The sequence below is a fragment of the Paenibacillus glacialis genome, from assembly GCF_001637205.1.
GTDB classification, from domain to species: Bacteria; Bacillota; Bacilli; order Paenibacillales; family Paenibacillaceae; genus Paenibacillus_AQ; species Paenibacillus_AQ glacialis.
In genome coordinates this window covers 42,065-65,690 of record NZ_LVJH01000017.1, presented here as the reverse complement: position 1 = coordinate 65,690, position 23,626 = coordinate 42,065, and the positions used below count along the sequence as shown (strand labels likewise).

The window sequence follows — 23,626 nt, the reverse complement described above, 5'->3', positions numbered from 1 at the left end:
TGAAGCCAATCAAAAAGGTAATATCCCTTAAAAATTAAATCACTTAAATTTATATTACATGATCACTTTCTCACTAAAATATTAGCAATAAACGTAGAAAATAATGAAATTCGGAACGGATAATTCGAGAATGCAAGTGTGCTCATGCGCTATATTAAGCAATGGGGGGATCTAAATTAGGATTCTACCATCTCTGACGAAAGGGGCTATCACTTATAGACAAGAAGATTCAAGAAAGGTTTCTCTCTAAAAGTTTAAGCGCTTTAACTATCGGGAAAGGGGATTACACATGCGATTGAAGAAAAACATTAGAAGACATTGGAATCGTGCAGCCCTCCTTTTTATGGTCTTCTTGCTGATTCCGTGGTCATTACCAAGCGCTACATATGCCAATGGGACGAACGTTGATCCTGCAGATTTGTCCAGAGCAGTAAGCACGTCTAGAACTGTGATTTCCGAATGGATGTTCGAGGACGAGGGTAAATATGATATTCACCTTGCTACAGGCGGTCAATACCAATCCTCCTCCATACTACAAAACATAGGCGGAAGGTTCGAGAACTACGATAAAGATAAGAAAGATATCAGCTACCAGGGTTGGGACGACGGCCAAGATAAAAAATATTGGTTGGCGACAGTTTCAACAGCGACCTACGAGGATATTACTTTGTCTTCTGAACAAAACTCGTCCGGTTCAGGCCCTAACGATTTCAAAGTGCAGATCAGCACTGATCGTACCACATGGACTGATGTACCGAACGGCACCGTTCAGATGAATACCTCATCAAGCTACAACTGCTCGAATGATTCCTGTAAACTTAACAAGCTTCCGCTTCCGAATGCAGATGATAAGGAACTGTTGTACATTCGTTGGCTCGTTAACTCGAATAAAGCAACCAACTCCAAAGACAATCCAGACGGCATTGGCGGAGGAGGGTCCAGCAGAATTCGGAACATTTCTGTGGAGGGCGTACCAATCCCAGGAAAAGTTCCTGTTCATCCTACAATTGATCTGATGCATTTCCCTGGAGATGAAGCGAAGAAGGTATCCTCAAACACACCTTTTGAAGTCAAATTCAACAAAGAGATCTCCTTGGTATCCAACACAGCGATTACTGTTGTAGATGCCCAGAATCAGACGGTTCCCGGCCTACACTTTAATGTGAAAGACGATAGTCTATGGATCGAACATGACGCATTAACATATGGTACAACCTACACCGTTACGATACCCAAAACGGCAATTCAAGGTGTAGATAACGGCCCACTTGTTCGAGATATAAGTTGGAGCTTCACTACGCAAGATTCACCAACCATACCGAAACTCATTAATATGGCCTTTAATGGCGATCCAAAAACAAGCATTGCTTTAGCATGGTATACGGACATTATAACCGATACGAAAGTGCAGATCGCTGAAGCCTCCCAGATTCAAGGAAGTCTATTTCCAAAAGAGGCTACTGAGTTTACTGGCAAGGCAGATAAAATTTCTACTTATATGACCAAGAATGACAGATCCTCCGGTAATAAAACAACGTTCTTTAGCCATAAAGTGATTGCTGATCATTTAAAACCTGGAACGGAATACAAATTCCGTGTAGGCGACGGTACGCAATGGAGCTCTATTGGATCTTTCATGACAGATACAGCTACTCCACAACCATATCGGTTTATTGTTGGATCCGATTCTCAGGCCTCAAGCGAATCAGAATTCGAGCCATGGGCGGATACCTTCAAGAAAGCTAAGAATTACATCGGCAATCCCAAGTTCCTCATCAGTGCTGGTGATTTAGTCGATAATGGCGATCTAGAGGAGCAGTGGCAGTGGATGCTCGGTCTGGCACAGGAGCCTTTGTTAAACGTTCCGTATGTTCCAGTACTCGGTGGACATGAGATCTCAGACTGGGACGGGGATGCGACAACTCCGAACAATAACTTTTACAATCACTTCAACTTACCTCGTAAAGTTGTAGATGCTACGCACGACGGCTCCGTGTATTCATTCGAGTACGGTGACGGACTCTATATGGTCTTCAACTCACAATTTGACGGAAAGGTTAGTGAGGACGGAAGTACTGTAGATTGGGATGATAACAAGAAGGAACAATTTTGGAATCAAGTGACTTGGATGCAAAATACGGTTGCCAAGACCGATAAGAAGTGGAAATTCGTCATGTTCCACAAATCCCCTTATGCAGCCGGAGATAATTCAGCTCAATGGGAAGGCGAACGAGTCCAGTTTTACAAGGATAATCTGATTCCTGTATTTGACGAACTCGGAATCGATATGGTATTTGAGGCCCACGATCATATGTATATGAGGTCTTTCCAAATGTATGGCGACAAGGTTATCGATCCAAAGGATTTGGAGAAAGACGGTGAAGGCAACGTCATCAATCCCAAAGGAACGGTTTACCTCATGTCGAATGCGTTTGGGAATAAATTTTATTATAAGAATAACCAGTATGAGAATGGTCCGGACACGAACTGGGAACCTAAAGAAATCATTGGTCCAGACGGCAAGCCAATTCCTTACGACGACTACTTTGCAGCAATCGACGAACAACCTGAGAAGAAAATGTTTACCGATGTGTCCCTGTCGGATCAGGTTCTTAAATTTGATGCTATGACGGCAGCCGTTAAAGACGAAGGTCAGCCAGGTTTTGGAGAAGATGGCCTGAAGGTATACGATCATTACGGAATTAAACGTACAGACACTAAGCCTGCACCAGTGGTTGATGCAAAGGTTGAACTGCAGGGCAACAAGGCGATACTTACCTGGAAAGCACCTGCGTCCAGTAAGGACCCTGTAAGAGGTTTCCGAGTGTATGAGAAGGATGATAAAGTTAGCAAGCACTGGAGTGTCTATCAGCAAGTTAAAGAGACTACGACGCAATACAGCTTAACAATCGAGGATTTGAATCCAGCAATCCAATACAATCTGGTCATCAAGGCAGTCGGTTGCAGAGACAATTCTGAAAAGGTGGAAGTCCGTACACTGGAAGGTCCATCAGGGAATGAACCGCCTTCGGCTCCGACCCACTTGGTTGGCAAGGTCATTTCTCCTTTCCAAATTGATCTGTCATGGACGGAATCTTCCGGCACAAAACCAGCCAAATACCATGTGTACCGCAATGGTGTTCTCGCTGGAAAGACCCAAGAAACCTCCTTTACCGATATCGGTTTGAATCCCAATTCAGAATATCAGTATACGGTAAAGGCAGTGAACGAGAGCGGAGTTGAATCGCTTGCTTCTAACGAGATCCGTCTGAAGACGAAGCCATCTTCCAATGGTTCTTCTACTCTCAGACCTTTCCCTCAGCATACGAGCTTTGCTGCTGGCTCGATTAAACCGAATCATCAGCCGCAGGCGCAAATCGATGCAACTGTGGCCCGTTTGTTCGATGAATGGAAGAAGAAATATTTGAAACCGAATCCTTATCTTAAAGAATCAGATCCGTCACAATACTATGTATGGTATGCCGACGGAGATTGGTTCAAGAAGGAACATGATGATGATCTCAATGTCGATTATGATGCGATAACCGTTTCTGAAGCACATGGCTACGGTATGTTGATTACTGCCTATATGGCTGGCCATGATCCGGAAGCCAAGTCTTATTTTGATGGGTTGTACCGTTACTTCAGAGCCCATCCGAGCAGCATCAACCCTGATCTGATGGCTTGGAGGCAGGGTGATACGGGCCAAGGCATCGTTGATGTCAGCGGTGTTGACTCTGCTACAGATGGAGATATGGATATCGCATACGCTTTACTGCTTGCGGACAGCCAGTGGGGAAGCGTTGGCGAAATCAATTATTTAGCTGAAGCCAAAAAAGTGATCAATGCCATTATGAAAAACGATGTTAATCATTCCGATTGGACATTAAAATTAGCGGATTGGGTAGATGACAGTGATCCTAAGTACGGAAACGCGACACGTCCATCTGACTTTATGCTTCAGCACCTGAAGGATTTCCGCAATGTGTCGGGCGACCGCAATTGGGACCTTGTGATCGACAAGACGTATTCGATCACTCAGGATCTCTACAAGAACTTCAGTCCTGATGCCGGACTTCTCCCTGACTTTGTGGTGAAGATAGATGGGAAATACGTTCCCGCAGAACCGAAATTCCTAGAGTCGGAAACAGATGGCGATTACAGCTATAATTCCTCTCGTACGCCTTGGCGCATCGGTACAGATTATCTATTGACGGGAGATGATCGGGCGAAGACGCAATTGAACAAGCTCACCGATTGGATACGCAAGCGGACAAACGACGATCCGAGCAAAATCATGGCTGGCTACAAGCTCGATGGTTCATCGGCATTAGAGGAATATACGGACAACTCATTTTCTGCTCCAATGATGGTAGCCGCGATGATAGATTCAGACAATCAAAGTTGGCTTAACTCTTTGTGGGATTATAATGCAACGCAACCTACGAGCGAAGACGTTTACTTTGGCAATACGCTGCGTTTACTTAGCATGATGGTCGTTTCTGGCAACTGGTGGACACCGACCATCGTAGACACCGAAGCGCCAAAAGAATCAACCATCGAAAAAGCATCAGCAGTATCCACTACGGCCATTGAGCTTAAATGGACTCCTTCTTTCGATAATATGGGAAGTGTAGGATACAAGGTTTATCGTAATGATTCCGTGATCGCAACGACGGAGAAAACAGAATTCAAGGATAGCGGATTGACGCCAAATACGACTTATCGTTATTTTGTCGTCGCTTATGATGCATCCGGTAACATATCCAAAATCAGTAATGTAAGAGTCGTCACGACACTCGCTTCAACCGGCGGTGGTTCGGATACAGGAAACTCCGGTAACGGTGACAAGGGAAGCTCCGGACCTTCGGGCAACGCCACAAACCCAGTCCCTGTTCCCGTTCCTGCTCCTAAAGATGTGAAGCAGCCTGATGCCCCTTCATTCCGTGATGTAGATAAACGCTTTGATTGGGCGAAGTCTGCTATTGAGTATCTTGCGGCCAAAGGGATTATCAAAGGAACCTCGGATCAGACATTTGAACCAGGCCAAAAGATAACAAGGGCTGATTTCATTCTACTCCTGGTTAGAGCCTTCGGTTTTGATGCTGTTGCAAATTCGAACTTTAAGGATGTTGCATCAGAATCTTATTATTATGACGCGTTGGGAATTGCGAAGAAAATTGGACTCGCCACTGGAACTGGAGAAGACCGATTCGAACCCAAAGCATTTATCACTAGACAAGAAATGATGGTGCTGTTAACCAGAGCATTAAAACTGTCAGAAAAATTGAAAATCAGTGGCGCCGTATCTGATCTCGGCAGTTTCACCGATACAACAAAACTGGCGGACTATGCCAAGGAAAGTGCTGCACTATTGGTCAAGGAAGGAATCATTCAAGGCGATAGTAACGCCCTTCGTCCTGGACAGACTGCGACCAGAGCGGAAACAGCGGTTCTTATCTATCGAGTCATCAAAAAGTATTTTTAATAGCTTAAGAAGTGGTTCATTAAGGAAACCAGCACGACCTATACTTCCATCCTAAGGCATCTATATGATAAAAAAGTAACCCGGGCTAAGCCCGGGTTACTTCATGTCAACAAGTTAATTCCACTTGTAATTTACCTAAACATAAGTACATATGGATAAAACCACCAATTGTATCAATTGATCGTTTATAATGTTAATAAGATCCATACAATATCAGAAAGGATGTGCTTTAGGAATTAAAGCTCTTGATATCTTAGCAACGGTACCCGATTGAGGAAAGTAAGATAACAGAGTACTTACACCCGTTGAAAAAGAATTTAACTAAGAATTATCATAATAAACTGCATATCCTTAATATGGAATTCGTTATAACATGGTGAAGGATTCTAATAAACCCTAAAGTATAGGGTACATACAAGGAGTTTACATGAAAAAAATTATTGTGCTGTTCATTGCTCTAATTGTGTTACTTGGGACCTCCTCTTCAGCTTTTGCACATTCAGGAAGAACTGATAAAAATGGTGGGCATAATTGCTCCGCAAAATCTAAACAAAAAGGACTTTGCACAGGCTATCACTATCATAAAAAGAAAAAATAAGATATCAAACCCAGCTTATGCTACTTTTTAGGCTGGGTTTATTAATTTCAATATCCTTCGAAAATTCCCAGAAGCTCAAGTATTTCGAAGTAAAGCACGTTACACAGTAGTTTTTTTAAACGTACGAATATCAAGGGGGTATACGTCTTATGTTGAGAAAGTTAAATGCTTTCCGAATTATTTCTATACTATTTGCGATAATTACTATTTTCTTTGCATGTTCTATCCTAATAAATCCCGACAGTACGTTAATATCAGCAAACTATACTCAGTTATTTATGGGCTGCACTCTTCTATTCTCGAGTCTGTCCGACTTCAAAGAGAACCGAAAACGAATGGCGATACTAAATTTATTAATTTCAATATTCGTATTATCTGTTTTTGCTTGGGTTTTAATGGTCCACTAGTAACATAGAAGCTCTTCTAGCCTGCTTACCACACGGAGCTATTAGATAAATCGAACATAAGGAGATTAAATCATGTCATTTCATTGGGGTACTGCTTTAACTCAACTAATAACTATTGCCTTAATATTATTATTCTTTTTTAGTTTATATAGATTTGCTCGACGGATCATCTTACATACTTAGACAAGTAGAGAAATTTTAGAGACCGTAGTAAGAATAGAGAAGAAGCTGGACGAATGATTATTAAACCAAATTGGGTGACAAGTCCCTTGTTCCGGACAAAAGTTACACACAGATATTCTCCCCACCCACCTCAACCTCAAATATAGAATCCACCACGAGTGGAAGATTGCCTCTTAATGAAATGGCACCCATTACCGAGCGAGCATGAAGTCCTCTCTCACCAAACACTTCCTGCATAAGATCAGAGAAGCCATTCAGAACGAGATGATGCTCCTCAAATTCAGGACAGGCATTTATCAAACCTTGAACTTTAATGACCCGATTCACCCGATCCAAGCTACCTAACGCTTGTTTGAGAACTGCGAGCACTTCTATTCCAGCCTGCCTTGCGAACTCATACCCCTCTTGCGTTGAATAATCACTGCCCAATTTCCCTTTTGGATGACCTGACGGACCTTTTCCTGATACAAAAAGTAAGCCATTCACAATGCTATAGTTCATATAGTTCGCAGCTGGGTCACTCCTTTGGGGAAGTACAATTTCTAAAGCCGCTAATCTTGCCTCAATGATTCCCGCCAACATCCTTCACCCCCATTTTTAATAATCAGCACTACGTTTCAATAACAATTTGGTTATTAACACGATCTGACTCGCGTGATATCCAGTGTGTTCTGCAATGTATACTAAATGGCTCTGAACGGATCTGATAACTCATGGCTCAGCATATTCAGCATCTATCCCCTTCATGCGCTTCCAATCCTCAGGATTGAAATAAATTTTTACTTCTCCTTGTAAATCTTCATCCGTTAACTCGTTTAATACCTGAATGGACTCCCTACGAACAGCGTGAAGTTGTTCAAGTAATTCGCTCTTAGAATATCCCCCCTACTCTATCGAACTCCTGCGATCTTTCTCTTATAAAAGTCGATTACCCAACCCACTAACAAAGTGCTGATACTCGCTTCCTGCTAAATGAATACATAAATTCGCCACACTATTCATGTCCGGTGCTAATCTAGACCAGACCTCTTCTTCCGATAACCGATTCACATTACTTTCAAATCTTGCGAGCTGCGTATTCATCTGTTCAATCGCGATTTGGACGATCTGAGACATAAGGGATTAAAGCCAAGCAAATCACTTCCTAGGATCTATATGGGCTTCGGGGGAATTGATCTGAATGATATGGAACGAAGTATTCTACAATTGAAAAAGGCATGGTCACATCTATTAGCATAACTATAGCGTCACATTAAATGGGATAAAAAAAGGAGCACGCCTATGATGGCGCACTCCTAAACAAATTCCAACTACCAATTAGGCAAACGGACTTTCCAGAAGGACTATCTCCGCTGTTGTAGCATTTAACTGCACCAATCCACCTAAGGGAATGATTAATTTGGGATCCGTATGCCCGAAGTCTACATCTACAACAATAGGGATATTGTCAGCGCCGAACTCATCCCTGATGACACTTAATATGATCTGATTCAGTTCTTGTTTCTCTTCAATCGAATAATCTTTGGCTCTCCCAAAGATCACGCCCTTAATTTGCTGGAATATTCCCTGCATACCGTAATTACGAAGCATATATCCAACTTGCCCTGGCGTAGGTTTCTCTTCTGATGTTTCAAAGAACAGTATTTTATCATTCCAAAAGGTTCCACTCGGCCAATACACCGTTGACTTCATGAACTCTAGAACTTCAATACATCCGCCCCAGGCATAGCCCTCTACTGTTGTGTTTCCTTGAATAAAAGTCCATCCATCTTCGTTATGATTAAATTCTCTACATTCTCCTAATGTTTCTGGATTACCCCAGTCTTTATAACCATTTGTCCACGTTGCAAAAGGTTTATAAGCATATGGATAATGATCTTCAAGCAATAGCGACTTTACATGTTGCGTATATTCATCAGGTAGATGTTGTAACTGCGCAAGTCCTGCCATAACAGAAGGTCCGTAAAAGGTCACCAACCCTAACAAATTGAAGTATGCCAAAAAGGTCGTAGCATCCGAAAAACCCATGATGAACTTCGGGTTATTCATTATGATCTCAGTGTCTAAATACGGTAAAATCCTAACCGATTCGTACCCGCCAATGGATGTGATGATCCCATCAATCTGATCATTTTTAAAACATTCATTGATATCATTCGCACGCCATTGTGGATTCCTATATAAATCATCTGGAGACATTCTCGCTGTAGGCATTTCAATAATTTCAAACCCTAATATATCTTGGAGATTCTGTAATCCAAGTTCATAGATACCCGGAAATAAATAGGGAAGTCCATTGGATGGAGATATGATTGCAATCTTCGATCCTGACATTAGTTTATTTGGTTTATTCATTATGACCTCCGCTTTACCAAGATACTCGCCTAACACATTCTTCGACACATTGTAATAAGATACCTTGTTAACACTTTAAGGAGGGCTTATACCTATGATTAAAAAGATCTCAAGAAATCGTAAGATAACAAGAAACAACAAAATAACAAGAGCGCAAACGCATGTACATGAATTTGAAGGAAGTACTAAATTAGCAGAAGAAGGTGCCGATCGACATAATCATCGTTTTGCAGGTGTTACCGGTCAAGTGATCCGGGTAGGTAACAGTCATATTCATGAAATAGATCTCACACATACCGACTTCTTGAATCATTTTCATAATCTCAAAAAAATTAGAACCGGACGTGCAATTCCTGTTGGAAATGGAAAACATGTTCACTTTGTAACTGGATCAACTACACTAAATGATGGTCATGTACATCAGTTCAATTTCGCTACATTAATTCAACAACCTTTAGTCTAAATTTTATAAAACAAACCCGAAATACAGCACGGCTCTTCCCACCACAGAGCTGTGCTTTTTTATGGCCGATTATTCGCTTCTAACACCTATTTGCGTTCAGCGCAGCTGTTCCGAAACCACAAAAAACCGCATCTCCCACTAGGTAGAGATACAGGGTTTCAACCTATGGTTACACTTGTTATTGACAACACTTCTTTAGAAGTATACATTTGTATACAGATTGCAATGTATGCAAATGTATACGTATGATACAAAAATAAGGAGTGTTGAATATGCGACGCCGTATAACCCCACGTGAAAGATTGTCCGAGAGAGAACAAACCTCTCCTTCTCCGGCTACCAGCAAACGAAGAGAAGTCAGTAGCTTAGACCGAGCAGCTACAGAAAGAGGTTCAAGTGCTGGTGAACGTGGAAGATCTCATGGAAGGCATCATAGTGATCGTGACCACCGTAAAGATTCGGGAGAACATACCGAGAGAACGCGCAGAAGATTGGATCATACAGAAACAGAGGAATCCTCAGTACAACGTTCCACCCATCGAGATGACAAGAACATGCAAGGTGCGAAGACTTTTCGTCGTGGACGCATCCTCATTTTTCTCAAACAATTACAAGTAAAACGTTCAACCTTAATGCAGCAACTAGAACAGCCTGAATTCAAGTCGATCGAACAAGTCATTAGTGGAGAATTAAAAGCAGTGGATGATATTATTCAACAGTTCACTCATTTATTTGAAATACAGGAGAATGAATCCGATAATCCTACGAATCCGTGAGGTAGCTCTTTATGTGGAAGTTGAAATCGTATTTAAAACCATACTGGATTTCAAGCTTATTAGGCCCTCTGTGCATGGTGCTTGAGGTATGGATGGATTTATTACAACCTATGATGATGGCAAGTATTATTAATAAAGGCATCATGACGGGCGACCTAGCTCATATCCAGAAGACTGGACTCATGATGCTTGGCGTAGCACTCATTGGTGCAATCGGAGGTGTGGGTTGTACCGTATTTTCAAGTATTGCCTCCCAGAACTTCGGAAGGGACTTGCGGAACGACTTATTCGAGAAAGTTCAGACCTTCTCCTTCCGCAATCTAGATCAAATAAAGACAGGTTCGCTCATTACTCGATTAACCAATGACGTCATGCAAATGCAGGCTTTTGTTCAAATCATTATGCGCGGCTTTATTCGCTCCCCGCTCCTGTTTGTCGGAAGCTTCATCATGGCGATATACATTAGCCCGAAATTAACTCTAATTCTAGCGATAGCCACTCCACTATTATTTATCTTATTAGTCGTTCTCATCCGTAAGTCCTTCCCGTTGTTCTCCAAAGTCCAGTCTAAGCTGGATGCTGTGAATAACGTGCTTCAGGAGAATTTATCTGGAATTCGGGTCGTAAAAGCATTCGTAAGAGCGAACTATGAACGCAAACGGTTCGGGAACGCTAATGAGGACTATACGCATATTGCTATTAAAGCCGCACGATTGATAGCTCTAAATATGCCGATCATGACGCTGATTCTAAATGTCAGTGTAGTTGCCGTATTGTGGTATGGTGGGGGACTTACCCGAAGTGGTTCTCTTTCAACAGGAGAGTTAATCGCCTTCATTAACTATGTCACCCAGTTATTATTCTCCATGCTCATGATTAGCAATATGCTTCCTTTCATTTCTCGTGCCAAAGTATCCGCTGAGCGTATTAACGAGGTGCTCGACACCCAGACCGAAATTTCAAATCCTACATATGCACAGAGACTCGAAGGCGATTCCATCATTCATTCCGGACATATTCAGTTTAAGAACGTATCATTCGCCTATGATACCGCACAGGAAGAGCTAGTTCTGCAAGATATATCTTTCCAAGCAGAACCCGGTCAGACACTTGCCATTCTTGGCGCAACTGGGTCCGGCAAATCCACACTGATCAGCCTTATTCCACGCTTATACGATACGACGAGCGGTAGTGTGCTAATCGATGGAATAGACGTCAAAGACATCCCTTTGGATGATTTAAGAGGTCAGATTGGGATGGCTTTGCAGCAATCCATTCTGTTCACCGGCACCATTCGAGATAACATTCGCTTCGGCAACGATGAGGCGGGACAAGAAGAGATTGAAGCTGCTGCTAAAGCTGCAGAAGCACATGATTTTATCATGAGTATGCCTGACGGGTATAACACCGTTCTTGGTCAAAAAGGAGTTAATCTATCCGGTGGCCAGAAACAACGTATCTCTATTGCGAGAGCATTACTTGTGCGTCCTACCATATTAATTCTGGATGATAGTACTAGCGCCGTAGATTTAGGAACAGAATCTCGTATACAAAAAGCACTCAAAGAACTTATGGACCATACGACTACCATTATTATTGCCCAACGGATCTCCTCCGTCATCGACGCAGATCTGATTCTAGTCCTGGGTGACAACGGTACGATTGCAGCCGAAGGAACCCATGATGAGCTTGTTCTGAACAGCGCCATTTACCAAGATATTTACCGATCCCAACGGAAGGAGGAGCAAGAGCATGTCAGAATCAGCTAAGGGAAGCTCTAGTCATTCCTCAAAACCATTGGGCACTGGCATGGGAGGCGTCGGACATAGAGGTCTGCCGAAAGTGCGCCCTAAGAATACACTCGCTACGCTAAAGAAATTATGGTCCTATTTGAAACGCCAACGCACGGGACTTATCATCGTCTATATTTTCACCTTTCTTAGCTCTGTGATCTCCCTCATTGGTCCGTTCCTTATCGGCAAAGCTATTGATGATTTCATCATACCTAAAGACTACAACGGTCTGTTATGGATATGCTTGTTGATGCTAGGCATTTATATCCTGGGTAGTGTCGTAACGTGGGTTCAGTCTTATGTCATGAGTGGCGTATCCCAGCGGACCGTCCTTGAGCTTCGACATGATCTCTTCGATAAGTATCAATCCCTGCCTCTAAAGTTCTTCGATACCCATAATACTGGGGAACTGATGAGTCGAACGACCAATGATATTGAGAATGTATCCAACTCACTTAACCAGAGTGTCATTCAATTACTAACTAGCCTTATCACACTCTCGGGTTCACTTGTTATTATGCTAAGCCTGAATCTTTCATTAACTTTAGTCAGCCTAATCACGATTCCTCTTATCCTATTGGCTACCCGGCAGATTTCCAGCCTGACTCGCAAATATTTTAAAGGTCAGCAGAAACATCTTGGAGAACTGAACGGATTCATTGAAGAGACGATCCAAGGACAAAAGGTAGTTACGCTATACCGACGTGAAGCTACTGAGATTAAGCGATTCAAAACTATCAACTCACAATTAAATGCCATGGGCACGAAAGCTCAGATTGTTGCTGGACTCGTAGGTCCTGTCATGAATGCTGTAAATAACTTTAACTTTGCGCTCATCGCAGCCATTGGGGGTTGGATGGTATTTAAAGATCTAACCACCGTCGGCATCATCGTCAGTTTCCTTAACTATTCCAAGCAGTTCGGCCGGCCGATTACTGAACTCGCCAATCAATATAATATGATTCAATCCGCTGTAGCTGGTGCTGAGCGTGTATTCGAGATTATGGAGTTAGATTCAGAGTATACAGAAGACCAAGGCGTGGCTACCTCACATGACATGCGTGGCAAAGTTCAATTTGATAACGTATCTTTCAGTTACCGACCTGATGCGCCTATTCTTCAGAATGTTTCCTTTGTCGCTAATCCAGGTGAGAAAATCGCGCTTGTCGGACCTACAGGTGCAGGAAAAACAACCATCGTCAATTTGTTAACCCGATTTTATGACATTAATGAAGGTCGTATCACTATTGATGAATCAGACATTCGTCAAATGGATAAGAACAACCTCCGTACGGAAGTAGGTATGGTTCTTCAGGATGCCTATGTGTTCTCTGGTAGCATTCGTGATAACATCCGCTTCGGTCGATTGGATGCTACCGATGAGGAAATTATAGTGGCCGCTAAACTGGCTAATGCGGATAGCTTTATTTCGAGGTTACCCCATGGTTACGATATGATCTTACAAGCCGAAGGAAGCAATCTGAGTCATGGACAACGACAGCTCCTTACCATTGCCAGAGCAATTCTAGCTAATCCTTCAATCCTCATTCTTGATGAGGCGACAAGTAGCGTAGATACTCGAACAGAGATGCATATCCAAGAAGCCATGAAGAACTTGATGAAGGGACGAACGAGCTTCGTTATTGCCCACCGTTTAAGCACCATTCAGGATGCGGATAAGATATTAGTCATGAATGGTGGCCAAATCATCGAACAGGGTAATCACGAGCAACTGCTCGCTGCGAAAGGGTTCTATTACGAGTTGTATTCGAGTCAATTCAGAAGAGTTGTGTAAAGTTAGCCCTTAACTTTATTAAAAAGAGTGTTCGTAATCATGACTTTCATCATGAATCACGAACACTCTTTTGCTTAGAATACATACCGACCTACAAACGAAGTTAACTTGTTGCCATATCCCTCTTTATCGGCAAAATAAGCGTTGCCATGCTGGGCATTAGGCACAGATAGTAGTTCCTTCTCACTGCCTGCGGCTTCATATAAGCGATGCACCATATCATATGGAACGAACTTATCTTCACCCCCATGAATGAATAGAATAGGAAGTTTGGTCCGACTCACTTGGGTTAATGCTGAAGCTTCTCCGAAGAAATACCCTGCCTTCAATCTGCACACCAGACTCGTCAACGGAATTAACGGAAATGCGGGTAGTTTGTACATCGATTTCAATTGATGACTCAATATATCTTTAACCGAAGTATAAGCACAATCAGAAACGATACACTTCACTTGATCAGGCAAAGGTTCGCCGCTCGTCATAAGCACAGTTGATCCACCCATGGAGATACCATGAAGAATAATTTGCGAATCTTCCCCCTGATTTTTAATAATATAATCAATCCATTTCAGATAATCCTTGCGATCATGCCAACCGAACCCAATGTAATGCCCTTCACTCTGACCATGTCCTCTGTCATCTGGCATCAGTACGTGATAGCCTAAATCCTGATACATCTTGGCGAAGTTCGACATGTCTCTTCCTTGCCCTGAATATCCGTGTGCTAGAATAACTACCTTATTCGAATCCGTCTGTGAAGGAACATAATACCCTGTTAACTGCAAACCATCATCTGATCGAATACTAATGGTCTTCATAGGCTGTGTCTGTAACCATTCGTTAGCATACTCCCATGGATGCGTTGCTTTTATTAAGTTAGGATCGACATTCATGAAATCCTTATTGTTACGCAGAATACCTACGTTATAGAAATAAACACTTGCAGCGATTAGACATATCACCAACACGACAATAGCACTAGCCGTAGCCACAACAACAGTCCACATATGTCTCTCTCCTCTCCATTACGATATATAAATTTCTTTTAGAAATACTAAGGCAATCCTTCGAATTACAAGTATATATGATCTGCACAATTTGGAGTATCATTTTTCATATAATGTCCATTCTTCTGATACTCCATCCAATGATAAAATCCATTTGTCAGTTTACCCTTAAATTATGATATATTTTCTATGTAGATAGATTGAACTAAAGACGAATCTCGATTCATGATCTTCTTTAGAAATGATTGAACTTGTGAGCCCATACTTTATTTCAATCTATGTAGATAGAATGAAATAAAGGCGAACAGCTATTCATGATCTTCCTTAGAAAGGATTGACTTGTGAGCCCTTACTTTATTTCAATCTATGTAGATAGAATGAAATAAAGGCGAACGGCTATTCATGATCTTCCTTAGAAAGGATTGACTTGTGAGCCCATACTTTATTTCAATCTATGTAGGTATGATTATTATGGAGGAGGACGACGTGCAGATGGAGTACAGAATCGAGAAAGATACAATTGGGGAAATAAAAGTGCCTGCGGACAAGCTATGGGCGGCACAGACCCAACGCAGCTTTGAGAACTTTCAAATTGGTACTGAGAAAATGCCTCAGGATCTTATCCGGGTATTCGCAATCCTTAAGAAAAGTGCAGCACTAGCCAATGGTAAGCTTGGCAAAATGGACCCACTCAAGGTAGAAGCTATCGTTGAAGCTGCTGACGAAATTATCGAAGGTAAGCTCGATGAACACTTTCCGCTCGCTGTCTGGCAGACTGGCAGTGGTACCCAATCCAATATGAATGTTAACGAAGTTATTGCGAACCGTGCGAATCAACTTCTTGCTCATAAGGACAGTACCGTGCGTATTCACCCTAACGATGATGTGAACAAATCACAAAGTTCCAATGATACGTTCCCAACCGCAATGCACATGGCTGCACTCATAGTCGTCGAAGATCAATTACTACCTTCTCTACAACAGCTTAAAGAGACATTCCGTCTCAAAACCGAACAATTCCAAGACATTATCAAGATTGGAAGAACACATTTACAAGATGCTACCCCTATGACCTTAGGTCAAGAAGTTAGTGGTTGGTACCGGATGCTTGAGAAGACGGAGACGATGATTCAAAGTAGTGTCGAGTATGTTCGTGAACTTGCCATCGGTGGTACAGCAGTTGGTACCGGAATCAATGCCCATCCGAAATTCGGAGATATGGTCGCTGAGGAGATCAGTACCCTAACAGGTAAAACCTTCACTTCAGCATCGAACAAATTCCATTCCCTTACGAGCCACGATGAACTTGTCTATGTACATGGGGCACTAAAAGCACTTGCCACTGATCTCATGAAAATTGCAAACGATGTGAGATGGTTAGCTAGTGGCCCACGATGTGGAATCGGAGAACTTATTATTCCAGCGAATGAACCAGGAAGCTCCATCATGCCAGGTAAAGTAAACCCAACACAAAGTGAAGCACTAACGATGGTCGTATGCCAAGTCATGGGTAACGATGCGGCAATTGGTTTTGCTGCAAGCCAAGGGAACTTCGAACTAAATGTGTTCAAGCCTGTCATCATCTATAATTTCCTTCAATCCGCTGGGCTATTAGCAGATGCTATTCGTTCATTTAACGATAACTGTGCTGTGGGAATAGAGCCTAATTATGCCGTTATTCAGCGTAACCTAGAACAATCCCTTATGCTAGTTACAGCTCTCAATCCTCATATCGGATATGAGAATGCAGCAGCTGTAGCTAAGTTAGCCCATAAAGAGGGTCTAACGCTCAAAGAAGCTGCTCTACGAAGCAATCTATTAACAGAAGAACAGTTCGATGAGATTGTTCGCCCAGAGCAAATGATCCACCCGAAGGAAGACTAATTGATTTAATACTTAATCTGATTGTATACATCGGTAATTGTAATTCAAAATACCGTTCGGCATGGATCCATGCTGGACGGTATTTTTGTTGTCGCGCCATGCTACTCAATTAATAATATAAATGCTATTATCCCTCCAAGTCCAGCAAGTATACACATTATGCCACCTAATCGGATTGAACAAATATATAGGTCTGACGGTTCCGAACCATCATTTGATTTCCAACTCTCTGAGATTTCCCAAATGATAGTAGGATAAAAAAACATCCATAGACCCATAAAGACACCTATAAATCCATAAAAATAAACCATATTCCCCTCCTGTGAAGATGAATTTGGATAATTATAACATTTATATCAACCAAACAACTTCATATTCGGAGATCAAAACAAATGATTCCTTCACCCCTATATATTATATTTCTTGATTCAATTTTTAACCTAGACATCCGTGCTTGATGTAACGGAAGACAAATAACAGGAATTTCTCCCGCTAATATGACTCTTACACTGCTGGGAGATCATATAACTGGAATTTCTCCATCTAATTCGGGCTTTTAAGCGGAAATAATGGATAATAGGTTGAATTAACTGGAAAATTTCCAGTTAGATTGAAATAAGATATACTTTCAGAAATATTAACAGGAGGTTTTCCTGTTAAATGAAAGCAGGCTGATCGATCCGTCCAAGGTTCTCTCCAATTAATTCCTCCACTTGAAGTAAATCGTTATCCTCATAATTCGCAATTACTACATAAGGTTCTGACATCTGCTCAAGCCCCTTCCCATTCAAGTTGGAACTCTTTACACACTTACTCACAAATCTATCACCTAACTTCTTTTCATGTGACAAAAAAAGTTGCCTTCCATAATGGAAAGCAACTTGTTCTGTTCCAAGTTAATTTTTATGTGTCCGTATCTATACCCATTAACTTCTTACTCACAATCCCTCATGCAAAAAAAGCCTCAGGTCGATCAAGATGATATAGGTTACGGTAACGTGGATATTTCTCCATGAGTTCCGCATGAGAACCTCTCATCTCAATCTTTCCGTTCTCCATAAAGATAATCTCATCCATATGCTCCGCACCGACGAGATGATGTGTTACCCAGACGAGTGATTTGCCTTCCAGTGTATCAAAGATCGTCGAAAGTAGTTCATTCTCCGTCCGTGGATCAAGACCCACTGTTGGTTCATCGAGAATGACAACAGGTGTATCCTGCAACAGGACACGTGCCAAGGCAATTCGTTGTCGTTCCCCACCTGAGAATCGTTGTCCTGTCTCATGCATCGCTGTTTGGTATCCCTTAGGAAGCGAATCAATAAGACGATCCATCTTCACTTTCCGAGCTACTTCACTAATCTCCTCTTCAGAAGCATCGAGTTTCCCCAACCTTATGTTATTCGTAACCGATGTATCGAATAAATGCGGACTTTGGTTCAATACGGCAATGAGGCTAGGAATATGATCTCCAAATTGACTAGCATCCGCCCCTTGAATAGTAGCACTACCCTCTTCAGGTGTAATCGCACCTTGGATCAATTTCAATAGCGTCGATTTCCCTGCGCCACTACGTCCCATGATAGCTACTTTCTTTCCTTGAGGAATATCTAATGTTATGTCTTCGAAAGACCATGGACCCTCAGCAACATATCGATGAGAGGCACGATCAATCTTAATATGTGCATCCTGTCTAGCCCTATTTACAAGATCTTCGCTAACCATTCCCATCTGAGAGGACTCTCTAGTATCAGAATGATCATTCTGAACTAAACCTTTCACTTGAATACCCACATCCTCAATTTCTCTCAACCTTGCAAAAGAACCTTGATAACGTGGTATTTTCTCCACAGATTCAGAGATCGGTAGAAATGCATCCATCAATGGGAAAACAACAAGTACAAACGCAGCGATCATCGTCGAAGCAATCGCCCCATCTGCATACTGCTGACCTGCCCAGTACAACATGCAGACTACTGCAATACCTACAGTGGATTGGCCGATCAACTGTCTCCATCTTGCCCAAGTGCTTAGCTTACGATCAATTCTTGCTACTTCTAATTCATCACTTTCATAGGTATTAACGAATTGAGCCGGTCTACCACTGATGACCCAATCACTCATACCGAGTACGGCATCCGTTAATGTCTGATACAACCGACCACGCTTCTGCTGTGACTGCTCATTCTTCTTCTTCGTAAGCCACAGAGAAATCCACGGTAGAATCAGAATAAGAATAAGCAGATACAACGCCATGAATAACGCGAATTGCACATCAAATTGTCCCAATGCCGTTACCGATATCGTATACAACAACAAGGCTACTAGACTAGGAAAAATAGTACGCAGGTACACATCCTGCAGCTTCTCAATATCCTCTGCTAGAATACCGAGGATATCGCCTGTACGGAACCGTGATGAAATAAATAGCGCTTGCGGTTCTAGAATCCGATACATCTGTACGCGCATTTTCGATAGAATACGTAGAATCGTATCGTGACCCACGAGACGCTCCACATAATGAACCACAGATCTGCTCGTTCCAAAGGTTCTTACGATGACAATCTGCACATACACCATCAAGATATTCTCTGGACGAAGAGCAGACTTCGAAATAAGGTACCCTGACGAGAACATCAGACTGCTTGCCGTAAATACCGTCAGGGCACCCAGTGCAACAATCACTACGAAACGCCAGAAGTATGAAGTGATATAAGGCCGCAGCCATTGTTCGCGTCTCATAGTACACCCTCCAGTTGTGATCTAATTAATGCATAATACACGCCCTTGCAGGCAAGTAACTCCTCGTGGGTACCAATCTCAGCAACCTTCCCTTGATCCATCACAATGATCTGATCCATATCTGGCATCCAATGTAGTCGGTGAGTTGCCAGGAATACTAACTTTCCTTCAAAAAGCGAGCGCATGGTCTCTTTCAACTCATACTCCGTCTCAATGTCCAAATGCGCTGTTGGTTCATCTAATAGAATAACGGGACGATCGCTGAGGAACGCCCGTGCAAGTGCAACCCGTTGCGCTTGTCCACCACTAAGCGTACGACCTCCGCCACCAATAACTTCATCATAGCCAGCTGGCAAGCTACTCACTAGATCCGACAATCCCGCATTCTTTACTGCTTGTTCTACTTCTGCTTGACTAGCATTCGGCGTGTAGAACTTCACATTATCAGCAAGACTGCTGCTGAACAGATACGGACTCTGTGGAATATAAGTCATCTGATTCTGCCAAGCTGCATCTGTTAGGGCAGGAAGACGTTGTCCGTTCAATACGACATCCCCTGATGAAGGGCTTAGAAAACCACTTAGAATATCTATCAATGTAGATTTACCCGCTCCACTTTCACCAATAATCCCAATCTTCCGCATCCCTTGAATATGCAAGGTCACATCCTGTAAAGAATGTGGTCCCTCCGCTTCATGCTGAACCTGTACATTAGATAACGTTAGTTGACTATCTGATCTCCAAGAATACGAGAATCCATCGGGTAGAGTTACATCCATCTTCTGTATCGGCATATCAATAATGGCTTGAATCGCTTCTCCCGCCTCTTTACCATTCAAAGTTGCATGGTAATCGGCTCCCACCATACGAACCGGCAGGAAGTACTCAGGAGCAAGAATAAGGATCGTTAATCCTGTAACGAGCATCATATCCCCATTTACCAAACGAAGTCCTAAGCTCACTGCTACGGATGCTACAGACAACATCGTGAAGAAGTCCAAGGCGAATGAGGATAAAAAAGCCACCCGAAGGGTACGCATCGTGGCTGTTCTGTACTTATCACTGACTTTTCCAATCGTATGACTATGCGATTTACTTCGTCCTAAATATTTCAACGTCTCAAGCCCACGTAAGGAATCCACGAAATGATTCGCTAAATTACGGTAAGAGACCATTTGACTGTCTACTTGTTTACGTGAAGATAGACCAATTAAGATCATAAATACAATTAGAATCGGCATCGTAACTAACAATATAATCGCGGACTGAACATCCTGTGTAAATATATAAATGAAAGTTACTGCGGGTATAATGGCAGTAGCCACCATACGCGGAATAATCAGTTCCAAATACACTTTAAACTTGAGAACGCCGTCCAGAACAAGTGTGACAAGTTTCCCTGTTCCTTCCGTCTTTGCGAATCGTGGTCCCAGTAGGAATAACTTATCCATCAGCTGTTTACGCAATAACGCACCGGTATGCTCAGCATAGCGGTACGTTATTTTTTGTTGCGCAAAATTCGTGAGATGCCTAACCAAGAAAGCCGCTAGGAATTGAAAGATGCCAACATTCTGATCTTGTAATGAACCCCCGGCAAAGAGGGCGGAGACAACTTCCGATAACGTTCTAGCCATCCATAGAATGGATACACTTTGCACTAAGGTCAGCAGTGCCACCGCCGCTAAGACGGGTTTAATACCTTTGAAGCCTAATAGATTACGGCCCATTAGTACTCCAAATGATCTTTCGCGTTCACGCGTTTATGGAATACGAAGTAACTCCATATTTGATATCCTAGTACGAAAGGAAGCAAAGTAAGTGCGATGATGGACATGACCTTTAATGAATATTGACCTGATGCAGCATTCGTGAGCGTCAGACTATAGGCATCACTAATTGAGCTAACCATGACCCGTGGGAACAATCCAATAAATATGGAAGTGAAGGATATGGCAATAATAGCTCCTGTCATACCAAAAGCCCAACCATCTCTTTTGCGGGAAATAAAGAATGCAGCGAGGAGATATACGATCACTCCTACCACAGCAACTATGCTCAGAATAGTACCCCGAACTTCGAATACATCTGTGTTAAAGTACGTCATAACAGTAAATCCAACCATTAGAATAGCAAGAGGAATCAGAAGTTTCTTAGCCATCGCACGTGCTCTGTCCTGTAAATCACCTAATACTCTTAAGGTAGTGAACATCAGACCATGCACTAGACAAAGAACAACGACTGTAATACCTCCAAGTAAGGTATACACATTCACAACATCAAACAATCCTGCATTCATATTCATATCTTCGCCAATGGGAACGCCCTGGATAAGACAAGCAAATACCACACCGAACAGAAGTGGAGGTAATAAGCTTCCGATGAATATGACGATATCCCACGTTTTCTTCCATGTCTCAGAAGCTACTTTACCTCTAAATTCAAAGGCCACACCACGACCAATCAGAGCCAATAGAACAAATACGAGTGGTGTATAGAATCCACTAAATAATGTGGCATACCAATGTGGGAAAGCTGCAAACATCGCACCTCCTGCAGTAATCAACCATACTTCATTCGCATCCCAGAAAGGACCAATGGAATTAATTAATACACGACGCTCTGTGTCATTCTTGGCAAGAATCGTTGTAGACATTCCTACGCCAAAGTCGAAACCTTCTAAGAAGAAAAATCCAACAAATAGTACAGCAATCAACAAGAACCACAACTCATTAAGAGACATGATACCCCTCCTTATCAAATGGGTCGTGAGATTCTTCTATATGGGAACCTGAATCGTTCGGTCCCTTCTTGATCACACGAACAAATAAATAAACCAATATGATAGCTAACACTGTGTAAGCAAGTGAGAACGAAATTAACGAGAACAATATCTGTCCAGCTGAAACGTTAGGCGAAATACTATCTTCTGTCGTGAATAATCCGAAAACAGTCCAAGGTTGGCGACCAATCTCAGTCATAATCCATCCTGCCCAGTTCGCAATAAAGGGTAACGAAATAGCCCCTACCATTATACGCATAAACCATTTATTCGTCTGTTCCAACTTCTTACGAGCAACTAGGTAGAATCCATACATAGCTAGAAGAATAAGAACCGATCCACTGGCTACCATGATACGGAAGCTCCAGAAAGTCGTACGTACTGGTGGAATGTAATCACCAGGACCATATTTCTGTTCATACTCAGCTTGTAACTGATTCATCCCAACAACTTCGCCAGAGAACTTACTGTAGGACAAGAAACTAAGCAAATATGGAATTTTGAAGGTCATCCCATTCTCTTTCTTCTCCGGATCTATCGTCGCTACTACAGTCCAAGGAGCCGGATCGGTACTTGTATCCCATAGCGCTTCAGAAGCCGCCATCTTCATAGGTTGAGTCTTTACTAAATACTGTGCTTGACTATGTCCTACGAGTGCAACCCCAATCGACGATACCAAACCTACAATAATGGCAACAATAAAAGATTTCTTGAAAAACTCAAAATCTTGGCGTTTCAACATTTTATATGCACTGATACCTGTAACCAAGAAGGCACCTGTCATAAATGCAGCTAAAATCGTATGAGGGAACTCTAAAAGAACCTGACCGTTTGTGATCAAAGCTAAGAAATCATTCATCTCGGCTCGACCATTATTTATCTCGAATCCAACAGGTCTTTGCATGAAAGAATTCGCTACTAGAATCCAGAAGGCAGACATTGTCGTACCAAAAGCTACTAACCAAATACACATTAAGTGAAGCTTCTTAGATAGACGTTCCCATCCAAAAATCCATATCCCTAAGAATGTAGACTCCAAGAAAAAGGCTAGTAACGCTTCTACCGCTAGTGGAGCCCCGAATACATCCCCTACAAATCTCGAATAATCCGACCAATTCATTCCGAACTGAAATTCTTGTAATATCCCAGTCACGACACCAACAGCAAAGTTAATGAGGAACAAATGTCCCCAGAATTTAGCCATCTTTTTGTATACTTCCTTACCTTTGACCACGTACATTGTTTCCATGATCGCAATCAACAACGCTAATCCAATAGACAATGGTACAAAGATAAAGTGAAACAACGTTGTCGACGCAAACTGGATGCGTGAGAGCATAACCGGATCCATGATTT

Annotated in this window: 18 protein-coding genes; 8 read left to right on the top strand and 10 right to left on the bottom strand. The window is 42.3% G+C overall.

The genetic code is table 11. From position 1 onward, the window contains the following. Positions 1–289 precede the first annotated feature (289 nt). From PGLA_RS10175 to PGLA_RS29710, 3 genes are all read left to right on the top strand, one after another. Entirely contained in the window at positions 290–5,488 is a 5,199-nt protein-coding gene (locus tag PGLA_RS10175) for a glycosyl hydrolase family 8 (protein ID WP_245699793.1), read from the top strand. Positions 5,489–5,915: 427 nt separating this feature from the next. Further along, entirely contained in the window at positions 5,916–6,086 is a 171-nt protein-coding gene (locus tag PGLA_RS27390; RefSeq protein WP_145939531.1) for a YHYH domain-containing protein, read from the top strand. A 149-nt stretch (positions 6,087–6,235) separates the two neighbouring features. After that, positions 6,236–6,493: a DUF3953 domain-containing protein gene (locus PGLA_RS29710; RefSeq protein WP_068532194.1), complete on the top strand. Its 258-nt coding sequence runs from the start codon at positions 6,236–6,238 to the stop codon at positions 6,491–6,493. A gap of 285 nt (positions 6,494–6,778) precedes the next feature. Here PGLA_RS29710 and PGLA_RS10165 read toward each other — a convergent pair whose 3' ends face one another. From PGLA_RS10165 to PGLA_RS10155, 3 genes are all read right to left on the bottom strand, one after another. After that, positions 6,779–7,258, bottom strand: coding sequence for a RidA family protein (locus PGLA_RS10165; RefSeq protein WP_068532192.1), 480 nt, complete (start codon positions 7,256–7,258; stop codon positions 6,779–6,781). Between the two features lie 333 nt (positions 7,259–7,591). Further along, positions 7,592–7,792: a DinB family protein gene (locus PGLA_RS26730; RefSeq protein WP_084410923.1), complete on the bottom strand. Its 201-nt coding sequence runs from the start codon at positions 7,790–7,792 to the stop codon at positions 7,592–7,594. 201 nt (positions 7,793–7,993) lie between these two features. Continuing rightward, positions 7,994–9,031, bottom strand: coding sequence for a S66 family peptidase (locus tag PGLA_RS10155; RefSeq protein ID WP_068532190.1), 1,038 nt, complete (start codon positions 9,029–9,031; stop codon positions 7,994–7,996). Between the two features lie 94 nt (positions 9,032–9,125). Here PGLA_RS10155 and PGLA_RS10150 point away from each other — a divergent pair, with 94 nt between their 5' ends. From PGLA_RS10150 to PGLA_RS10135, 4 genes are all read left to right on the top strand, one after another. Further along, entirely contained in the window at positions 9,126–9,494 is a 369-nt protein-coding gene (locus PGLA_RS10150; RefSeq protein WP_211269526.1) for a YmaF family protein, read from the top strand. Positions 9,495–9,766: 272 nt separating this feature from the next. After that, complete coding sequence (locus tag PGLA_RS28875) at positions 9,767–10,270, top strand: hypothetical protein (RefSeq protein WP_245699792.1); 504 nt, start codon at positions 9,767–9,769, stop codon at positions 10,268–10,270. Positions 10,271–10,281: 11 nt separating this feature from the next. Then, positions 10,282–12,039 carry an ABC transporter ATP-binding protein gene (locus PGLA_RS10140; RefSeq protein ID WP_068532189.1) on the top strand — a complete coding sequence of 586 codons (1,758 nt, stop codon included), beginning with the start codon at positions 10,282–10,284 and terminating at the stop codon, positions 12,037–12,039. Continuing rightward, positions 12,023–13,858, top strand: a complete 1,836-nt coding sequence (locus tag PGLA_RS10135) for an ABC transporter ATP-binding protein (RefSeq protein WP_068532187.1) — start codon at positions 12,023–12,025, stop codon at positions 13,856–13,858. The genes PGLA_RS10140 and PGLA_RS10135 overlap by 17 nt, the downstream gene beginning before the upstream one ends. Positions 13,859–13,932: 74 nt before the next feature. On the opposite strand, the gene PGLA_RS10130 is transcribed toward PGLA_RS10135, so the two are convergent. Beyond that, positions 13,933–14,865, bottom strand: a complete 933-nt coding sequence (locus PGLA_RS10130) for an alpha/beta hydrolase (protein WP_068532185.1) — start codon at positions 14,863–14,865, stop codon at positions 13,933–13,935. Positions 14,866–15,357: 492 nt separating this feature from the next. Between PGLA_RS10130 and fumC the strand changes: the two genes are divergently transcribed. Next, a complete protein-coding gene (gene fumC, locus PGLA_RS10125; protein WP_068532182.1) occupies positions 15,358–16,749 on the top strand; it encodes a class II fumarate hydratase in 1,392 nt (463 codons plus the stop codon). 101 nt (positions 16,750–16,850) lie between these two features. Here the strand turns inward: fumC and PGLA_RS29550 are convergent, their stop codons facing one another. The 6 genes from PGLA_RS29550 to PGLA_RS10095 all read right to left on the bottom strand — a co-directional run bounded on the left by PGLA_RS29550 (position 16,851) and on the right by PGLA_RS10095 (position 23,621). After that, positions 16,851–17,060 carry a DUF6199 family natural product biosynthesis protein gene (locus tag PGLA_RS29550; protein WP_068532180.1) on the bottom strand — a complete coding sequence of 70 codons (210 nt, stop codon included), beginning with the start codon at positions 17,058–17,060 and terminating at the stop codon, positions 16,851–16,853. A gap of 345 nt (positions 17,061–17,405) precedes the next feature. After that, positions 17,406–17,567: a hypothetical protein gene (locus PGLA_RS27925; protein WP_161487868.1), complete on the bottom strand. Its 162-nt coding sequence runs from the start codon at positions 17,565–17,567 to the stop codon at positions 17,406–17,408. Between the two features lie 130 nt (positions 17,568–17,697). After that, a complete protein-coding gene (gene cydC / locus PGLA_RS10110; protein WP_068532178.1) occupies positions 17,698–19,491 on the bottom strand; it encodes a thiol reductant ABC exporter subunit CydC in 1,794 nt (597 codons plus the stop codon). Further along, entirely contained in the window at positions 19,488–21,218 is a 1,731-nt protein-coding gene (cydD, locus tag PGLA_RS10105; RefSeq protein WP_068532176.1) for a thiol reductant ABC exporter subunit CydD, read from the bottom strand. Before cydD ends, cydC begins: the two co-directional genes overlap by 4 nt. After that, positions 21,218–22,234, bottom strand: coding sequence for a cytochrome d ubiquinol oxidase subunit II (gene cydB, locus PGLA_RS10100; RefSeq protein ID WP_068532561.1), 1,017 nt, complete (start codon positions 22,232–22,234; stop codon positions 21,218–21,220). Before cydB ends, cydD begins: the two co-directional genes overlap by 1 nt. Beyond that, entirely contained in the window at positions 22,221–23,621 is a 1,401-nt protein-coding gene (locus PGLA_RS10095; protein WP_068532174.1) for a cytochrome ubiquinol oxidase subunit I, read from the bottom strand. Before PGLA_RS10095 ends, cydB begins: the two co-directional genes overlap by 14 nt. Positions 23,622–23,626 lie beyond the last annotated feature (5 nt).

What these genes read in the sequence shown, in the direction of transcription:
- PGLA_RS10175 (WP_245699793.1), top strand. Translation starts at nt 290, where the DNA reads ATGCGATTGAAGAAAAACATTAGAAGACATTGGAATCGTGCAGCCCTC.
- PGLA_RS27390 (WP_145939531.1), top strand. Translation starts at nt 5,916, where the DNA reads ATGAAAAAAATTATTGTGCTGTTCATTGCTCTAATTGTGTTACTTGGG.
- PGLA_RS29710 (WP_068532194.1), top strand. Translation starts at nt 6,236, where the DNA reads ATGTTGAGAAAGTTAAATGCTTTCCGAATTATTTCTATACTATTTGCG.
- PGLA_RS10165 (WP_068532192.1), bottom strand. Translation starts at nt 7,258, where the DNA reads ATGTTGGCGGGAATCATTGAGGCAAGATTAGCGGCTTTAGAAATTGTA.
- PGLA_RS26730 (WP_084410923.1), bottom strand. Translation starts at nt 7,792, where the DNA reads ATGTCTCAGATCGTCCAAATCGCGATTGAACAGATGAATACGCAGCTC.
- PGLA_RS10155 (WP_068532190.1), bottom strand. Translation starts at nt 9,031, where the DNA reads ATGAATAAACCAAATAAACTAATGTCAGGATCGAAGATTGCAATCATA.
- PGLA_RS10150 (WP_211269526.1), top strand. Translation starts at nt 9,126, where the DNA reads ATGATTAAAAAGATCTCAAGAAATCGTAAGATAACAAGAAACAACAAA.
- PGLA_RS28875 (WP_245699792.1), top strand. Translation starts at nt 9,767, where the DNA reads ATGCGACGCCGTATAACCCCACGTGAAAGATTGTCCGAGAGAGAACAA.
- PGLA_RS10140 (WP_068532189.1), top strand. Translation starts at nt 10,282, where the DNA reads ATGTGGAAGTTGAAATCGTATTTAAAACCATACTGGATTTCAAGCTTA.
- PGLA_RS10135 (WP_068532187.1), top strand. Translation starts at nt 12,023, where the DNA reads ATGTCAGAATCAGCTAAGGGAAGCTCTAGTCATTCCTCAAAACCATTG.
- PGLA_RS10130 (WP_068532185.1), bottom strand. Translation starts at nt 14,865, where the DNA reads ATGTGGACTGTTGTTGTGGCTACGGCTAGTGCTATTGTCGTGTTGGTG.
- fumC (WP_068532182.1), top strand. Translation starts at nt 15,358, where the DNA reads ATGGAGTACAGAATCGAGAAAGATACAATTGGGGAAATAAAAGTGCCT.
- PGLA_RS29550 (WP_068532180.1), bottom strand. Translation starts at nt 17,060, where the DNA reads ATGGTTTATTTTTATGGATTTATAGGTGTCTTTATGGGTCTATGGATG.
- cydC (WP_068532178.1), bottom strand. Translation starts at nt 19,491, where the DNA reads ATGAGACGCGAACAATGGCTGCGGCCTTATATCACTTCATACTTCTGG.
- cydD (WP_068532176.1), bottom strand. Translation starts at nt 21,218, where the DNA reads ATGGGCCGTAATCTATTAGGCTTCAAAGGTATTAAACCCGTCTTAGCG.
- PGLA_RS10095 (WP_068532174.1), bottom strand. Translation starts at nt 23,621, where the DNA reads ATGGATCCGGTTATGCTCTCACGCATCCAGTTTGCGTCGACAACGTTG.